16 protein-coding genes are annotated in these 16,304 nt (G+C 71.2%); 13 read left to right on the top strand and 3 right to left on the bottom strand.

Going from position 1 to position 16,304, the window contains the following annotated elements:
* The first annotated feature begins 1 nt into the window (after position 1).
* The 13 genes from AC3WQY_RS10640 (at position 2) to AC3WQY_RS10580 (ending at position 12,759) form a co-directional block, all read left to right on the top strand.
* Positions 2–1,234 (top strand): type II secretion system F family protein, encoded by a 1,233-nt coding sequence (locus tag AC3WQY_RS10640; protein WP_492708152.1) that lies wholly within the window; start codon positions 2–4, stop codon positions 1,232–1,234.
* 134 nt (positions 1,235–1,368) lie between these two features.
* The gene (locus AC3WQY_RS10635; RefSeq protein WP_492708150.1) at positions 1,369–1,755 is read left to right on the top strand and encodes a pilin; all 387 of its coding nucleotides are present in this window, start codon (positions 1,369–1,371) and stop codon (positions 1,753–1,755) included.
* A complete protein-coding gene (locus AC3WQY_RS10630) occupies positions 1,752–2,240 on the top strand; it encodes a prepilin-type N-terminal cleavage/methylation domain-containing protein (RefSeq protein WP_492708148.1) in 489 nt (162 codons plus the stop codon). The genes AC3WQY_RS10635 and AC3WQY_RS10630 overlap by 4 nt, the downstream gene beginning before the upstream one ends.
* A gap of 52 nt (positions 2,241–2,292) precedes the next feature.
* Complete coding sequence (locus AC3WQY_RS10625; protein ID WP_492708146.1) at positions 2,293–2,862, top strand: prepilin-type N-terminal cleavage/methylation domain-containing protein; 570 nt, start codon at positions 2,293–2,295, stop codon at positions 2,860–2,862.
* On the top strand, positions 2,849–3,667 hold the full coding sequence (locus AC3WQY_RS10620; protein WP_492708144.1) for a PulJ/GspJ family protein: 819 nt from the start codon (positions 2,849–2,851) through the stop codon (positions 3,665–3,667). The genes AC3WQY_RS10625 and AC3WQY_RS10620 overlap by 14 nt, the downstream gene beginning before the upstream one ends.
* Positions 3,648–4,118, top strand: coding sequence for a pilus assembly FimT family protein (locus tag AC3WQY_RS10615; protein WP_285232064.1), 471 nt, complete (start codon positions 3,648–3,650; stop codon positions 4,116–4,118). The genes AC3WQY_RS10620 and AC3WQY_RS10615 overlap by 20 nt, the downstream gene beginning before the upstream one ends.
* Positions 4,115–6,796: a hypothetical protein gene (locus tag AC3WQY_RS10610; protein ID WP_492708142.1), complete on the top strand. Its 2,682-nt coding sequence runs from the start codon at positions 4,115–4,117 to the stop codon at positions 6,794–6,796. The genes AC3WQY_RS10615 and AC3WQY_RS10610 overlap by 4 nt, the downstream gene beginning before the upstream one ends.
* Positions 6,796–7,833 (top strand): hypothetical protein, encoded by a 1,038-nt coding sequence (locus AC3WQY_RS10605; protein ID WP_492708140.1) that lies wholly within the window; start codon positions 6,796–6,798, stop codon positions 7,831–7,833. Before AC3WQY_RS10610 ends, AC3WQY_RS10605 begins: the two co-directional genes overlap by 1 nt.
* A gap of 20 nt (positions 7,834–7,853) precedes the next feature.
* Positions 7,854–8,558 (top strand): PilN domain-containing protein, encoded by a 705-nt coding sequence (locus AC3WQY_RS10600; protein ID WP_492708138.1) that lies wholly within the window; start codon positions 7,854–7,856, stop codon positions 8,556–8,558.
* Entirely contained in the window at positions 8,555–9,214 is a 660-nt protein-coding gene (locus AC3WQY_RS10595; RefSeq protein WP_492708136.1) for a hypothetical protein, read from the top strand. Before AC3WQY_RS10600 ends, AC3WQY_RS10595 begins: the two co-directional genes overlap by 4 nt.
* Positions 9,211–9,624 carry a hypothetical protein gene (locus tag AC3WQY_RS10590; protein ID WP_492708134.1) on the top strand — a complete coding sequence of 138 codons (414 nt, stop codon included), beginning with the start codon at positions 9,211–9,213 and terminating at the stop codon, positions 9,622–9,624. The genes AC3WQY_RS10595 and AC3WQY_RS10590 overlap by 4 nt, the downstream gene beginning before the upstream one ends.
* Entirely contained in the window at positions 9,621–11,474 is a 1,854-nt protein-coding gene (locus tag AC3WQY_RS10585; protein ID WP_492708132.1) for a secretin GspD/PilQ domain-containing protein, read from the top strand. Before AC3WQY_RS10590 ends, AC3WQY_RS10585 begins: the two co-directional genes overlap by 4 nt.
* A gap of 100 nt (positions 11,475–11,574) precedes the next feature.
* A complete protein-coding gene (locus AC3WQY_RS10580) occupies positions 11,575–12,759 on the top strand; it encodes a sigma-54-dependent Fis family transcriptional regulator (RefSeq protein ID WP_492708130.1) in 1,185 nt (394 codons plus the stop codon).
* 16 nt (positions 12,760–12,775) lie between these two features.
* Here AC3WQY_RS10580 and AC3WQY_RS10575 read toward each other — a convergent pair whose 3' ends face one another.
* From AC3WQY_RS10575 to AC3WQY_RS10565, 3 genes are all read right to left on the bottom strand, one after another.
* Entirely contained in the window at positions 12,776–13,276 is a 501-nt protein-coding gene (locus AC3WQY_RS10575) for a DUF2938 family protein (protein ID WP_492708128.1), read from the bottom strand.
* A gap of 193 nt (positions 13,277–13,469) precedes the next feature.
* The gene (locus tag AC3WQY_RS10570) at positions 13,470–14,774 is read right to left on the bottom strand and encodes a 3-deoxy-D-manno-octulosonic acid transferase (protein WP_492708126.1); all 1,305 of its coding nucleotides are present in this window, start codon (positions 14,772–14,774) and stop codon (positions 13,470–13,472) included.
* Positions 14,771–16,168 (bottom strand): phosphomannomutase/phosphoglucomutase, encoded by a 1,398-nt coding sequence (locus AC3WQY_RS10565; RefSeq protein ID WP_285232054.1) that lies wholly within the window; start codon positions 16,166–16,168, stop codon positions 14,771–14,773. The genes AC3WQY_RS10570 and AC3WQY_RS10565 overlap by 4 nt, the downstream gene beginning before the upstream one ends.
* Positions 16,169–16,304: the final 136 nt, after the last annotated feature.

The raw sequence follows: 16,304 nt of genomic DNA, 5'->3' as shown, positions 1-16,304 counted from the left end.
GGTGAGGTCCTACGCCTGGCGCGGCCGCAACAACCGCGGCGAGCAGCTCAGCGGCGTCATCGATGCCGAGGGCATGGACGCGGTGGCCGCGCAGCTCAGCGCCGGCGGCGTGATCCCGATCGACATCAAGCCGGCCGGCAGCAGCCTCTCCGCGCCCCGGCAGGACTGGTGGGCGGCAATGCGCGCGCGCCCGGTCGGCATGGTGGACCTGCTGGTGATGACGCGCCAGCTCTACACCCTGCAGAAGGCCGGCGTGCCCATCCTGCGCGCGCTCGCCGGCCTGGAGGCCTCCACCGCGCAGCCGGCCATGATCGGCCTGCTGCAGGATCTGCGTTCCAGCCTCGACCAGGGGCGCGAACTCTCCACCGCGATGGCCCGCCACCCGCAGGTGTTCACGCCCTTCTACGTGGCGATGGTGCGCGTGGGCGAGATGACCGGCCGCCTCACCGAGGTGTTCGAGCGCCTGGGCCAGCACCTCGAGTTCGAGATCGACACGCGCGCCCGCATCAAGCAGGCGCTGCGCTACCCCACCATGGTGGTGGTGGCGATGGCCATCGCCCTGGTGGTGATCAATATCTTCGTGCTGCCCACCTTTGCGGCGGTGTTCGCGGGCTTCAAGACCGAGCTGCCGCTGATGACGCGGTTGCTGCTGGGCTTCTCGGCCTGGATGCTGAAATGGTGGCCGGGCCTGCTGGCCGCGGCGGCGGCGGCGGTGCTGGCCACGCGCAGCTGGCTCGCCACCGCGGCCGGCCGCTACCGCTGGGACCGCCTCAAGCTGCGCCTGCCGATCGCCGGCCCCATCATCCTGAAGGCCACGCTGTCGCGTTTCGCGCGCAGCTTCGCGCTCGCCTCGCGCAGCGGCGTGCCGATCAGCCAGGCCATGACGGTGGTGGCGCAGACGGTGGACAACGCCTTCATCGGCGCGCGCATTGACCAGATGCGCGATGGCGTGGAGCGCGGCGAAAGCATCTCGCGCTGCGCCACCGCGGCGGGCGTATTCACCCCCATCGTGCTGCAGATGATTGCGGTGGGCGAGGAGACCGGCGAGCTCGACAACCTGATGGTCGAGATCGCCGGCATGTACGAGCGCGAAACCGATTACGCCATCAAGGGCCTGTCGGCCGCGATCGAACCGATTTTGCTGCTGCTGATCGGCGCCATGGTGCTGATGCTGGCGCTGGGCGTGTTCCTGCCGCTGTGGAATCTGGGCCAGGCGGCCATGGGGCGTGGCTGATTTCACGCCGGCGCCCAAATCGCGCTCAAGTGTGGCCGCATTTGGACGATGAGCCGAGGGTATGCCCGGCTAAGCTGGGTCCATGGGCCCTGCCCGGCCGGGCCGATTCAAGGCATCAACAGAGGTTCCGTTCCATGAAGCAAACGACGCAAGCTGGTTTCACCCTCATCGAACTGGTGATGGTCATCGTCATCCTGGGCGTGCTGGCCGCCGTGGCCCTGCCCAAGTTCGTCGACCTGCGCGGCGACGCCCAGGCGGCCGCGCTGAACGGCGTGGCGGGCGCGCTCAGCTCGGCCTCGTCGATCAACTTCTCGGCCCGCACCGTCAACGCCGCCAATGGCGTCGCGATCAACAATTGCACCAGCGTCGCGAGCGCCCTGCAGGGCGGCGTGCTGCCCACCGGCAATGGTTCCACCTACACCATCACCGCGGCCGCCATCGCGCCCGGCGCCACGGTCACCTGCACCATCACCGACGGCAACGGCCACAGCGCCACCTTCAGCGCCATCGGCATTCTGTGAGCCCTGGCGCGCGCGCCTGCCGCCCACCCGCCACCGGCCCGCGACGGCCCGTGGCGGGTTTTACCTTGATCGAGCTGATCATCGTGATGGTGCTGATCGGCGCGCTCGCCGTGATCGCCCTGCCCCGGCTGATCGACACCACCGACTGGCGCTTGCGCGCCTTCGGTGACCAGCTGCTGGCCGAACTGCCCGCCATGCAGCGCCAGGCCCTGACGCAGCGCCGCCCCATCATCGCCACCATCAGCGGCGACGGCATCGCCTTCGCCTATGTGGGCGGTGCCAGCCTGGGCACGCTGGACTGCCCCGCCGGCACCAGCCCCTGCATCGCCGAGGGCGGCACGCGCAGCTTCACCTTCAACGCCGGCAACAGCGGCCGCAGCCTCAGCGGCAGCAACACCAGTCTGACCATCACGGTGGCCCATGGCGCTTACAGCCAGGCCTATCAGCTGGAACACGAAACTGGGCTGGTTTTCCGCCTTCCCTGAGCCCTTGCCTGGGGGCTGCAGCGGCTAGCATGCGGCCTGGAGCCTTCCACGCATGCCCAGCCACCTTCACCCCTCGCGCCGCGCCGGTCAGCAAGGCCTGACCCTGGTGGAGCTGATCGTCTTCATGGTGGTGGTGAGCGCCGCGCTGGCGGGCGTGCTGCAGATCTTCGTGCAGGCCGGTGCCAGGAGCGCCGATCCGATGATCCGCCGCCAGGCGCTGGCGATTGCCGAGTCGCTGCTGCAGGAGGTGCAGCTGATGCCCTTCACCTTCTGCGACCCGGATGATGCCAACGCCGACCAGGCCGCCGACAGCGCCGCCTGCAGCCAGCCCGAGAACCTCGGCCCCGAGGCCGGCGAGACCCGCTACGCCGGCCAGCCCTTCGACAATGTGAACGACTATCACGGCTTCAGCATGAGCGGCATCCGCGACCTGAGCGACAGCGCCGTCAGCGGCCTGGAACGCTACAACGCCAGCATCACGGTCGCGGCGGCCGACCTGGGCAGCATCAACGCCGGCAGCGGCGATGCGCTGCGGATCACCGTCACCGTCAGCGGCCCGGGTGGCGAGACCATCAGCCTGCAGGGTTACCGCACCCGCCATGCGCCCAATGCCGCGCTCTGAGCTGCAAAAGGGTTTCACCCTGGTCGAGGCGGTGCTGGTGATCACGCTCACCGGCATCGTGGCCGGCATCGTGTCGGTCTTCATCGTCGCGCCGGTGCGCAGCTACCTGGCCAGCAGCGCGCGCGCGCAGCTGCTGGACCAGGCCGACACGGCGCTGCGCCGCATCGGCCGCGACATCGCCGTGGCCCTGCCCAACAGCGTACGCACGCTCAGCAGCGCCGGCGGCGCCAGCCTGGAGCTGATCCCCAGCAGCGGCGCGGCGCGCTACGCCACCGAGGGCGCCGGCCGGCTGGACTTCGGCGTCGCCGACAACGCCTTCGATCTCGTGGGGCCGGGTCTTGCCCTCGCGAGCGGCCAGCAGCTGGTGTTCTACAACCTGGGCGCCGACAACCCGGATGCCGACGCCTATGCCGGCGCCAACCGCCGCAGCGCCAGCAATGGCGCCGGCCTCGCCAGCAGCATCACGATGTCGAATGCGGCCGGGCTGCCGGTCGCGCTCGCGGCCCCGCCCTACCGCGTGTTTGCGGTGGAGCAGCCCGTCAGCTACCGCTGCGACCTGGCCGCCGCCACGCTGACGCGCTACAGCGGCTATGGCTTTGTGGCGGCGCAGCCCGATCCGCCCGCGGGCGGCAGCGCCGCGCTGCTGGCGCGCGGCGTGAAGGCCTGCAGCTTCAGCTACAGCGCCGCCGCCGCGGCGACGCGCGCCGCCCTGGTGACGCTGCGCCTCACGCTGCAAAGCACCGCCGCCAGCGGCGACGAAACCATTACCCTGCACCATGCCCTGCATGTCGACAACCAGCCCTGAGGCAAGGCGGCCGCGGCGCGCGCAGCAGCAGCATGGCTTCACCATGGTGTCGGTGATCTTCATCCTGGTAGTGCTGGCCGCGCTGGGCGCGGCGATGGCGCGCTTCAGCCAGCGCCAGCATCTGGGTTCGGCCGCCGAGCTGAACGCCGCGCGCGCCTACCAGGCCGCCTTTGCCGGCCTGGAATGGGCCAGCTTCCAGGTGCTGCGCGTGCCGGCACCGCCGGCGCCGGCCCCCGCCTGCCCGGGCAACACCAATATCAGCCTGGGCGACTTCGTGGTGACGGTGAGCTGCCAGCGCAGCAGCGCGAGCGACGGCGCCAGCAGCCTGGTCTTCTACCAACTGGTGGCGAACGCCTGCAACGCCCCGGCGGCCGGCGCCTGCCCGGCCAGTGGCACGCCACAGCCCAGCTATGCGGAGCGGCAGCTGAGCCGCACGGTGGTGCGGCCATGATGCGCCGGCCTTTGCACCCGTTGCGCCTGTTGCGCCTGTGCCTGCTGCTGGCGCTGCAATGGCTTTGCAGCGCCGGCGCCAGCGCCTGCAGCATGAGCCTGGGCGCCGTCACGGCCAGCCCCAGCAACGTGACCGTAGGCGCCACCGTCACGGTGAACCTGACCATCTTCTACGACCATTGCCAGGGCGGTGCGATGCAGGTGGGCGACAACGCGCCGGCCGGCTTCAGCTACGCGGGCTGCGCGAGTTCCATCGACTGGGACTGCAACAACGTCTATATCTCGGGTGGTGCCAGGTACTCGGTCTATGTTCCCGGCAACAACGGCAACCGCGTCGCCGTGCTGAGCCTGCGCTACATCGCCACCAGCGCCGGCAGCCGCTCCATCACCTTCACGGAATATCAGACCCAGACCTCGCGGACGGTCAATATCACCGTCAACGCCGCCCCGCCCCTGGCAGGCTTCGGCATCGGCGGCACCGGCAGCGCCTCCACCTGCCTGCCGCAGACCCTCACCATCACCGCCCGGGACGGCAACGGCAACACGCTGAGCGGCTACACCGGCACGGTCAGTCTCAGCACCTCCACCGGCCGCGGCAACTGGAGCGCCGGCAGCGGCCCGGCCCCGGCCGGCACGCTGAGCCCGGGCGCGGCCAACAGCGGCCTGGCCAGCTACAGCTTTGCGGCCGCGGATGGCGGTGCGGTCAGGCTCAGGCTGGCGCACAGCCTGGCGCAGAACCTCAGCGTCACCGTGGTCGACAACGCCGTCCCCGCCAGCAGCACCGTCTCGGCCACCATCCAGTACCGCGACAACGCCTTTGTCTGGGCCGAGGACCTCGGCAACCAGATCGCCGGCAGCAATGTGGCGGTGGCCGGCCGCAACCACGACCTGCAGGTCAGCCTGATCAAGAAGGACCCCGGCACCGGCAGCTGCGCCATCGCAAGCGACTACAGCGGCACGCGCAACCTCAAGCTCTGGCGCAGCGATACCGGCAACACCGGCGGCCCGTGGACGGCGCCGGGCATCGTCGCGCCGGCCCTGGCCGCCGTGCCGGCGAGCCGCCCGGCCGGCAACAACCTGATCGGCCTGAACTTCAGCGCCGGCGTCGCCAGCCTGGTGCTGAGCAGCAGCGACATCGGCAAGTTCGCGCTCAATCTCGACGACGACTCGCTCGGCTACGCCGCCAGCACCATCAGCGGCAGCAGCGGCGATCTGACGCTGCGCCCCTTTGCCCTGGTGATCTCGGGCATCGCCATGGGCGCGGTCGCCAACCCCGCCAACAGCAGCGCCAGCGGCGCGGTGTTCGGCAAGGCCGGCGCCGATTTCAGCGCCACGGCGGGCGCCTACCGCTGGAGCGCCGGCGCCGATGCCAATGGCGATGGCGTGCCGGATGCCGGTGCCAGCCTGGCGCAGGTGAGCGCCGGCGGCCTGGCGTCCTCCTTCAACACCACCCTCAACCTGAGCCCGCTGGCCGGCTCGCAGACCCCGGCCAGCGGCGTGCTGGGCAGCCTCAACAACGGCACGGTGAGCGGCTTCAGCGGCGGCAGCAAGACCGTCGGCACGCTGCAGTACACCGAGGTGGGCAGCTTCCAGCTCGCCAGCGCCGCGCTGGTGAGCAACTACCTGGGCAGCCCCGGCGTGAACCTCGATGCCCTGGTCTTCAATGCCAGCGGCGCGCCCAGCGCCGTGGTGGGGCGCTTCACGCCCGCGGGCTTCGCGGTCAGCGCCGGCGCGCTGAAGCTGCGCAGCAATCTCGCCTGCGCCCCGGCCTCCACCTTCAACTACCTGGGCGAGAACTTCGAGCAAGCCCTGACCCTCACGGCCCGCAATGCGCTGGGCGCCACCACGCTCAACTACGAGGGCAGCTTTGCGCGCCTGGACCTCGGCAGCAGCGCGGTCTGGCAGCTGACGGGGGTGGCCGGCAGCACCCGCTTCCTCAGCAGCGGCGCGCCGCTGCGGCTCTCGCTGCTCAGCAGCGGCAGCTGGAGCCAGGGCGTCAGCAGCAATCTCAAGCTCACCGTGGCGGCGCTGCGCGCCAGCGGCGGGCCCGACGGCCCCTTCGAGGGTGCCGATGCGCTGCGCCTGGGCATCGCGCCGGTCGACCAGGACGGCGTAGGCATGGCCGGCCTCGATCTCGATACCGACAGCCCCGCCGATGGGGTAAACGATCGCAGCCTGATTGCCACAGTGCCGCTGCGTTTCGGTCGCCTGCGCCTGCAAAATGCCATAGGCTCGCAGCTTCGCAATCTGCTCATGCCCATGCAGGCGGAATACTGGAACGGCAGCGCCTTCACCACCAACAGCGCCGACAGCTGCACCGGCATCAGCGCCGCCCAGCTGAACTTTGGCAACTACCGCAAGAGCTTGATCCCCGCCGACGCATCCCTGACCAACAGCCCCGTGCAACTCGCCAGCGGCCGTGCCCGCCTGATCCTGGCCGCGCCCGGCGGCGGGCGCGCGGGCAGCTATGACCTCAGCATCAAGCTCGGCAGCAGCGATGCCGCCTGCCTGGCGCCCTGGAGCCCCAACCCGGCGGCCGGCAGCAGCGCCAACCTCGCCTTCCTGCAGGGCGGTTGGTGTACCGCCGGCGGCAGCTACGACAAGGACCCCTCGGCGCGCGCCAGCTTCGGCCTCTATGGCAGCAGCCCCAACCTGATCTACCAGCGGGAGAACTACTGATGCGATGGCCCTGGCAGAGCGCCAGATCGAACAGCCGCGTGGTGCTGCAGCTCGGCCGTCAGCAGCTCGCCTATCTGCAGGCGCCCAAGGGCGGCAGCGCGCCGCTGGCGCCCGAGCGCTGGGGCCTGATCGAGCTGGGCGAGCCCGCCGACGAGGCCCTGCAGCGCCAGCTCGCCGCGCTGGGCCTGGCCGGCGGCGAGGTGCTGGCCCTGCTGGATGCCGATGCCTACCAGATCCTCAAGATCGACACCCCCAATGTGCCGCAGGACGAGCTCAAGGCGGCCGCGCGCTGGCAGATCAAGGACCTGCTGGAGGTGCCGCTGGACGAACTCACCCTTGACGTGATGCATGTCGGCGACGACCAGCCGCGCGCGCACAAGCAGCTCTTCGTGGTGGCGGGCAGCAACCGCGCGATCGAGCGCATCAGCAAGCTCGGCGCGGCCGCCGGCCTGCCGCTGGACGTGGTGGACATCGCCGAGACCGCGCTGCGCAATCTGCAGAGCGCCGCCGCCGCGGCCGAGGAGCTGAGCAAGCGCGCCACCGCGGCGCTGCTGCTGCAAGGCACGCAATGCCTGCTCACCATCTGCGCGCATGGCGAGCTGTTCTACACGCGCCGGCTCGACTGGGATGCGCGCCTGCTCAAGCGCGCCACCCAGACCAGCGCGCCCAAGGCCGACGCACCCGCGCCGCTGGGCTATGAGTACATGCCCGGCGACGACCTGGCCTACGGTGGTGGTGGCAGCGGCCTGGACGCCGACCTCGAATCCTCGCCCCTGGTGCTGGAGCTGCAGCGCTCCATCGATGTCTGGGAGCGCTCCTGGCCCGACCTGCCGCTGGCCAGGCTGTACCTCGCAGCGCCCGAGCATGGCCAGGAGCTGGCGGCCCTGCTGCAGCGCGAACTGGGCCTGCGCACCAGCGCGATCGACCCGGCCGCGCTGTTCCCCGGTTTCGAGCCCGCCGCCCATGGGCCCGCGGCCTATGCGGCCTGCCTGCCCCTGCTGGGTGCCCTGCTGCGCCAGGATGAACGCGCGCTCTAGGGCCGGAAGTAGCCGACAAGATGGCACAGCAAATCAATCTCCTCACCCCCATCCTGCTGGCGCCGCGGCGGCTGTTCTCGGCCGTGGCCATGCTGCAGGGCCTGCTGCTGCTGCTGGGCGGCGGCCTGCTCATCAGCGTCGCCCTGATCTGGCAGTCCAAGCAGACCAGCGCCGCGCTGGCCGAGGCCCATCTGCAGGCGCGCAACGAGCGCCAGGCGCTGCAGCAGGCCATGGCGGCGCTGCCGGGTGGCGGCGACGGCACCGCGCTGCGCCAGCAGCTGGCCCAGTTGAAGGAAGACAACGCCAGGCAGGCACAGGCCCTCAGCGATTGGCAGAGCGGCCTGCCCCAGGCCGGCCGCAGCCATGCGGACCTGCTGCGCCTGCTGGCCCAGACCACGCCGGCCACGGTCTGGCTGCAGGAGCTGCGCTGGAACGGCGAGCGCCTGCAACTGGAGGGCCGCACGCTGGTACCCGCCAGCCTGCAACCCTGGCTGGCGCGCCTGGCCGCGCATCCGCTGCTGCAGGGCCAGCAGCTCGCGGCGGTGCGCGTCGAGCGCCAGGCCGGCGGCGGCAGCGGTGCTTTGCGCTTCGGCGATGAGGCGGCCCCCGTCGGCACGGCCGAAGCCACAGGCCAGGCGGTGTGGGCCTTCCGCGTCGTCAGCGCCATGCCGGCGGCCTCTTCCGCCTCCCCCGCCGCCTCGGCCGCCAGCGGGAGGCAGCCATGAGCTTGCGCGCCCGTTTGCAAAACGCCTGGGCCCAGCAGTCGGCACGCATCGACGCGCTCTCGGTGCGCGAACGCCTGTTCATGTTCCTGACCCTGGCGGTGCTGCTGCTGGGCCTGCTGGACAGCCTGCTGGTGGCGCCGTTGAGCCAGGAGCAGAGGCTGCAGCTCGGTGGGCTGCGCAAGGTCGAGACCGAGCTGCAGACGCTGCGCCAGCAATTCCTGCTGGCCGGCCAGCAGCAGGGCCCCAACGGCCCGCAGGCCCGGCTGCGGGCCGAGCTGGAGTCCGAGCGCGCGCGCCAGCTCGCGCTGCGCCAGGCCCTGCAAGCCGCGGGCGCCGGCAAGGCGGGCCATGCGGGCACGGCGCTGGCCGACGTGCTGGGCACCTTGCTGCAAACCCATCCCCAGCTGCGCCTGCTGCGCTTGCAGACCCTGGACGAGCGCCCGCCCGGCCTGCCCGCGCCGCCGGGCGCCTGGCGCCTGCAGGCCGTGGAACTGCGCGTGCAGGGCGACTATCTGGATCTGATGAAGTACATGAACGAACTGCAAGCCGAACTGCCCGGCCTGCGCTGGGGCGAGCTGCGCCTGGTGGCGCAGGGCGAAGGCGCGGCCAAGGCGGTGCTGCAGCTGCAAGTCGTGCTGGCGAGCCCGCAGCCATGATGCGCCACGCCATCGCCACCCTCGCCATGTTGGGCTGCGCCCTGCCCGCCCTGGCCCAGGGCGAGTTGCGCGACCCGCTGCAGGCCCCCGCCAGCCTGCGCGCGGCCGGCCCCGCCGCCTCCGCCGCCGCGGCCGAGGCCGCGCTGCTGCCGCAGCACATCATGGTGGTCGACGGCCGCCCCTATCTGCTGACTCAGGGCCGCCGCCTGGGCGTGGGCGACCGCTGGGGCGAGGCCCGCATCCTGGCCATCGACGATCGGTCGGTGACGCTCAGCGAGGGCGGCGTGAAGCGCCGCCTGCCGCTCTATCAGGGCGTGGAGAAGGCGAACAGCAGCCCGCCCGCCGCCGCCGCCGCCGCACCCGCGGCCAGCCAGGCGCGCAAGCAAAGAAACGCATCGGAGAAATCATGAGTCGTTCAGGCCAACTGGTCCATCCTCTGGCCCGCCCGCCTGCAGCCGCTACAGCCGCTGCGGTCGCGGCGCTGAGCCTGCTGCTGGGCGGCTGCGCCGACAAGCCCCTGCGTTTGAGCCAGCCCAGCAGCGATCTGCAGAGCGAACTGCAACAGCAGGCGGCGCGCAAGCCGGTGGCAGCCGCGTCGGCCGCGTCGGCAGCCACGCCACCAGCCCTGCCCGAGGCGGCGCCGCGCGCCGAGCTACCGGCCGAGCCGCGCTTCGACCTGGTGGTCAACGGCGCCCAGGTGCGCGACGTGTTTCTCTCGCTGGTGGCCGACACCCGCTACAGCATGATGGTGCACCCGGGCGTCGCCGGTCAGCTCTCGGTGACGCTCAAGGGCGTGACCCTGCGCGAGGCGCTGGAGGCGATCCGAGACGTCTACGGCTACGACTTCAAGATCGATGGCCGCCGCGTCACCGTCTATCCGCCCACCATGCAGACGCGCGTGTTCAGCGTCAACTACCTGCCCGGCCAGCGCGTCGGCCGCAGCGAGCTGCGCGTCAGCTCGGGCTCGGCGCCCACTCCGCCCGGCAATGGCACGGGCGCCGGTGGCAGCTCCGGCAGCCCGGCCACGCCCGGCACGGCGGTGGCCGCGCCCGAGAGCTCGCAGGTCTCCACCAGCACCAAGAGCGACTTCTGGGCCGAGCTGGGCACGGGCCTGCGTGCCCTGGTGGGCAATGAGGCCGGCCGCAACGTCATCGTCAGCCCGCAGGCCGGCACGGTCGCGGTGCGCGCCATGCCGGACGAGCTGCGCCATGTGGAGAGCTTTCTGCGCGCCACCAAGCTGGCGGTGGAGCGCCAGGTGATGCTGGAGGCCAAGCTGGTGGAGGTGGAGCTGCGCGAGGGCTTCCAGAGCGGCATCGACTGGTCCTACCTCGGCAAGAACGGCGCCATCGGCCAGACCGGCGTGAGCCCCTCGCTGCCCAGCGGCGTCAACACCATCATCAACCCACTGGTCAGCAACAGCCGCGGCCTGCCGGTGCTCTCCACCACCACCAATGCCTCCGGCTGGCCCGACCTGATTCCCCTGCCCTCGCCGGGTGGCGGCGCCTTCGGCCTGGCGCTGGCCAAGGGCGGCTTCCAGGGCCTGCTGAGCTTTCTGGAGAACTACGGCGATCTGCAGATCCTCTCCAGCCCGCGCGTGGCCACGCTCAACAACCAGAAGGCGGTGCTCAAGGTCGGCGCCGACGACTACTTCGTCACCGGCATCTCGGGCGGCAACAGCAACAACAATAACAACACCAGCAACAACAACACCGGCATCAGCATGCCGACGCTGACGCTGACGCCGTTCTTCTCGGGCATCGCGCTGGACGTGACGCCGCAGATCGACGACGCCAACATGATCACCCTGCACATCCACCCCTCGGTGACCTCGGTGACCGAGAAGGTCAAACAGGTGGACCTGGGTGCGGTGGGCAACTACCGCCTGCCGCTCGCCTCCAGCAGCGTCAACGAGACCGACACCATGGTGCGCATCCCCGATGGCGCCATCGTCGCGATCGGCGGGCTGATGCAGATGGAGTCCTCGCGGCGCGGTTCGGGCCTGCCCGGCAGCGGCGAGAACGCCCTCACCGCGGCCCTGTTCGGCAACCGCGCCAGCGTCGGCCGCAAGCGCGAGCTGGTGGTGCTGATCAAGCCCACCATCATCCGCAGCCAGGACGACTGGGAGCAGGCCAACCAGGCGCTCAACCAGCGCCTGGACGAGATGGAGGCGGGCCGCCGCCGCGTCATCACCGTCAATGGCACGCCAACCACGTCACCCACGTCACCCACGTCACCCACTACGGCCGGCAAGCAACCGTAAATCGGTGACAGCGGCGGGCAGTCCCGCCTTGCCAGGCCCGCCGCGCTGATGGATAGTCAACGGCTCATGCACTGACGATCCAGCTCTTGCGGGAGGCCTCTTGGTTGCACCCTATGCCCCATCCTCCGGCCCCGGCCAGCTTGCCCCGCATCTGCTGGGTGGGCCGGGCCTGGCCGGCCTGAGCCCGGGCCTGCACGCCCAGACGATCGCCAGTTCGCACGAGCGCTGCCGCGCCTTCGGCCTGGTGAGCACGGGCAGCCCCGACCTCAGCCGCCTGGCGCCCGAGCCACTGCGCGAGCTGCAGGCGCGCAATGCGCGCCTGTGCGCCCAGGCCCTGCCGGTGATGGACATGCTTTACGAGCAGCTCATGCATGCGCAGAGCATGGTGCTGCTGACCGACGCCAGCGGCACCATCCTGCATGCCCTGGGCGACCCGGGCTTTCTGGGCCGCGCCCAGCAGGTCGCGCTGGCGCCCGGCGCGCTCTGGGCCGAGGCCGACAAGGGCACCAATGCGGTGGGCACGGCGCTGATGACCGAGGCGCCGACCCTGGTGCATGGGCAGGAGCATTACCTCAAGGCGATGCAGTTCCTGACCTGCTCGGCGGCGCCGATCTTCGACCATCGCGGCGGCCTGCTGGGCGTGATCGACGTCTCCGGCGACCGCCGCTCCTACCATCCGCACACGCTGGCCCTGGCCGGCATGTCGGCGCGCATGATCGAGGCGCAATGGTTTGTCGACCGCTTCCGCCATAGCATCCGCCTGCACTTCCATGCCCAGCCGCAAGCCCTGGGCACGCTGCGTGAGGCGGTGCTGGCGCTGGACGAGGACGGCCGCATCCTGGGCGCCAACCGGCCCGCGATGGAGCTGCTGGCCTTCACGCCCGCGGCACTGCGGCGCGAGAGCCTCGGCTCGCTGCTGGGCTGCGGGCTGGGTGCGCTGGCCGAGGCCGGCCGGCGCTCCGGCGAGGAATACCTGCGCGTGCAACTGCCGCAGCGCGGCGAGATGCTGCTCAAGCTCTGCCTGCCGCAGGCCGGCCTGGCGCAACAGCGCACCGCCACGCATGAGGCCTTCAGGCAAGACCTGGCACCGGCCTCGGCGCCCTACCGGAGTTCCGAGGCCACCGAGGCCCCCGCAGCGCCCGGCGCGGTGTCGCACAGCCTGCGCGAGGCCGAGGCGCAGGCCATCCAGGCCGCCGTGCTGGCGGCGGCGGGCAATCTGTCGCTGGCGGCGCGCCAGCTGGGCATCGGGCGCAGCACGCTGTACCGCAAGCTGCGCGAGCGCTGAATCGGCCGCTGCGCGCTCAGCTCGCCAGCGGCAGCGCGCCCGCCGCGATCACCGCGCCAACGCCAAGTCCATAGGGCATGTGCGACAGCGTGGCGGCCAGCAAGGCGTTCGTGCCGTGTGGCCCGCGCCGTCCGAACAGGCCCCAGCCGAAACAGGGCAGCAGCACGAACCAGGGCAGCACGGACGTCGTCAAGCCGAAGAGCACGCCCGCCAGCAGGTGATTGGCCGGCAGCAACGCCCCCGTGAGCTGGAAGAAGGCGGGATACGCAAGTGCCACGCCGCCGCCGCCCAGCAGGAAATGGAAGGCCCAACCCAGCCTGGCCTCACCCGGCCGGGCCGGGGCCTTGAGGATGTCGGCGTGCCTCAGCCGCCCATGTGGCAGACCGCCGGCCCAGCGCCCCAGCAGGGCGGCGTTCACGCCACTGCGGATGCCGAAGCCGGCCGCAACGGTTTCGGTCATGTCCATGAGCGCGGCGCCCACGATACCGCCGAGATAGGCCAGGACAAGTGATTCCATTTGCTGCGTCCGATTGCTTCGATGGCCGCACTGTCGGCGCGCCGGCAGCGCCGCGCCAGCGCTCTGAGACGAGCCGTGGCATGCCGTGCCGCAGTGGGGGCGGCGCTCGACCGAATGGTGTTGGCCCGGCGCAGTGGCGGCTGGTATTCGACGGCGGCCGAGCTGTGCCCGCGCCGGTCATGCGGCTGAGCGCTCAGCGCAACAGCGCCTCAACCGCCTCGGCCATGCGGCGCGCCGCGCCGCGATGCTGGGCCGCAAAGCGCTCGGCCTGCTCGCCGGCCCGCGCCAGCGCGCCGGGTTCGGCCAGCAGGGCCAGGGCGGCGGCGAGGCCTTGCGACATGTCGGCCACGCGCTGCGCCGCGCCGGCGGCCAGCGCCAGCTCGGCCGCCTCGGCGAAATTGAAGGTATGCGGCCCCATCACCACCGGGCAGGCGCAGGCGGCCGCCTCGATCAGGTTCTGGCCACCCAGCGGGGCAAAGCTGCCGCCCAGCAGGGCCACGTCAGCCAGGCCGTAATAGAGCGCCATCTCGCGCATGCTGTCGCCCAGCCAGGCGTCGGCAGCCAGTGCAGCGTCGGGGGGCAGGTCTTGCCCGTTTTCCAGCCATTGGCTTCGGCGCGCCAGGCTCAGGCCTTGCGCGGCCATGAGCGCCGCCACCTCGTCAAAGCGCTGCGGATGGCGCGGCACGATCAGGAGCAGCGGGCGGCCGGCGGCCGGCACCTGCGCCCAGGCCTGCAGCAGCATCGCCTCCTCGCCCTCGCGCGAGACCGCGAACAGCAGCACCTGGCGTGCGCCCAGGGCGGCGCGCCAGGCGCGGCCGCGCGCCAGCAGCGCGGCATCGGGCTGCAGGTCGTACTTCAGATTGCCCATCACCGCCACCTGCGGCACGCCGCCCGCGCGCAGGCGCTGGGCATCGGCATCGGTCTGCGCCAGCGCCAGCGCCAGGCCGCGCACCGCCGGCGCCAGCAGCAGCCGAAAGCGCTCGCCCTGGCGCGCGCTCTTGGCCGACAGGCGCGCATTCGCCGACACCATGGGCACGCCGGCCCGGCGTGCGGCATGCAGCAGATTCGGCCAGATCTCGGTCTCCATCAGCAGGCCGATGGCCGGGTTATGGCGCTGCATGAAGCGCCGCACCGCGCCGGGCGTGTCGTAGGGCAGCCAGACCTGGATGTCGCCCGCGCGCAGCAGGGCCTGGCCGGCCTCGCGACCGGTGGCCGTGCCATGCGTGAGCAGCAGCCGCATGCCGGGGCGCTGTTCGCGCAGGGCGTCGACGAGGGCGGCCGCGGCACGCGTCTCACCCAGCGAGACCGCATGCACCCAGATCGCACCGGGCGCCGCCGTGGGGCCGGCGAGCGCCAGGCGCTCACCCCAATGCGCGCGGTAGAGCGGCTCGGCCCCGCCGCGCCGCCACAGGCGCAGCAGGTAGTAGGGCGTGAGCAGGCGCAGCAGGGTGCCGTAGACCCAGCGGGCCAGGCGCTCGGCGAGGCGCTCTTGCGTCAATGGCCGGCCGCGAAGGTGGCGTCGGGCTTGACGCGCTTGAGCTGGGCCAGCACATCGTGCTGGATGCGCTCGAGCGCGGCCTGGGTGTGGCCCTCGAAGCGCAGCACCAGCACCGGCGTGGTGTTGCTGGGGCGGATCAGGCCGAAGCCGTCTTCGTACTCGATGCGCAGGCCGTCGATGGTGACCAGCTCCTTGGCGCCGGGGAAGTCGGCCAGCGTGGTCAAGGCCTTCAGCTTGGCCACCACCTCGTGGTGCTCGCCCTCGGCGCAGGGCACGTTGATCTCGGGCGTGTTGAAGCTGTTGGGCAGGCCGTTCAGCACCGCGCTGGGGTCGGCCGCGCGCGAGAGGATCTCCAGCATGCGGCCGGCCGTGTACATGGCATCGTCGAAGCCATACCAGCGCTCGGCGAAGAAGATATGGCCCGAGAGCTCGCCGGCCAGCGGCGCGCCGGTTTCCTTCAGCTTGGCCTTGGCCAGCGAATGGCCGGTCATCCACATCAGAGGGCGGCCGCCATGCTCGCGGATCCAGGGGCCCAGGCGCTGGGTGCACTTGACGTCGAAGATGATCTCGGCGCCGGGCTTGCGCTTCAGGATGTCGGCCGCCAGCAGCATGATCTGGCGGTCCGGCATGATCATCGTGCCGTCCTTGGTGACGATGCCAAGGCGGTCGCCATCGCCGTCGAAGGCCAGGCCCAGCTCGGCATCGCAGGCATGCACGATGCGCTTCAGGTCTTCCAGGTTCTCGGGGCGCGAGGGATCGGGATGGTGGTTGGGGAAATCGCCATCGACCCTGGAATAGATGTCGATCACCTCGCAGCCGAGCGCGCGCAGGATCGCCGGGGCGCTGGCGCCGGGGATGCCGTTGCCGCTGTCGACGACGATCTTCATCGGGCGCGCCAGCTTGCAGTCGCTGACGATGCGGTGCGCGTACTCGGCGCCCACGTCCATCTGCGCCACGCGGCCCTTGCCCTTCGCATAGTCCTCCGCCTCGATGCGCTGGCGCAGGCCCTGGATCTGCTCGCCGTAGACGGCCGCGCCCTTCAGCACCATCTTGAAGCCGTTGTAGTCCTTGGGGTTGTGGCTGCCCGTGACCATGATGCCGGAGTTGCAGCCATGCTGGATGCGCGTGGCCGCCACGTAGTACAGCATCGGCGTGGTGACGGCGCCGATGTCGACGACGTCGAGGCCGGTCGAGCGCAGGCCGCGGATCAGCGCGGCGACCAGGGCGGGGCCCGAGATGCGGCCGTCGCGGCCGACCGCCACGGCCTTCTCGCCGAGCTTGCGGGCCTCGGTGCCGAAAGCGCGGCCCAGGTGCTCGGCCAGTTCTTCGTTCAGGCTCGTGCCGACCACGCCGCGGATGTCATAGGCCTTGAAGATGGATGCATTGACTTGCATGAATGTCCTGTCTTGCCTTGCTTGGCGAATTGGATTTGGGCGGATTGTAGGCATGGCCCTTGTTGCAGCGCCGTAACTCGCCGGTCGTCGGCCGCGCTGGCGTTTCGTCGCGCAAGGGCGCCGGCGGAGGCCGGCC

This window comes from Roseateles sp. FW301-B2 (assembly GCF_058788955.1).
This window is presented reverse-complemented; position numbering and strand designations above follow the sequence as displayed.